Source organism: Streptomyces sp. a15 (assembly GCF_059026085.1).
In genome coordinates this window covers 1-437 of the sequence record NZ_JBWLKM010000284.1, presented here as the reverse complement: position 1 = coordinate 437, position 437 = coordinate 1, and the positions used below count along the sequence as shown (strand labels likewise).

General features: G+C 70.3%; 1 pseudogene. It reads left to right on the top strand.

Features of this window, described 5'->3' with window-relative positions:
• Positions 1-437 (top strand): annotated as a pseudogene (locus AC5P09_RS52155) (TIGR02680 family protein); the annotation flags it as partial.

The following is a 437-nucleotide window of genomic DNA, read 5'->3' as shown; positions in this document are numbered from 1 at the left end:
AAGTCCAACCTGCTCTTCCGCGGGCAGGACAGCGCGCTCGGCTACGTCTGGATCGAGTTCACCCACCGGGAGACCGGCGAGGCCGTCACCTGCGGCATCGGGCTGCACGCCCAGCGGCACCGCGACACGCCCGCTCGCTGGCACTTCGTCGCCGAGGGCCGGGTCGGCGAGGACTTCTCCCTCCTCACCCACGACGACCGGCCGATGACGAAGAAGCAGCTCGCCGCCGAACTCGGACGCGAGCTGATCGCCTCCACCGCCGACTACCGCGCCGCCGTCGACCAGCGCCTGTTCGGTCTCGGTCCGGAGCGGTACGAGCAACTGCTCACCCTGATCCTCACGCTGCGCCGTCCGCAGCTGGCCAAGAACCTCGACCCGGCCAAGCTCTCCGACACCCTCACGGCCGGTCTGCGACCGCTGGACGACGACCTGATCGC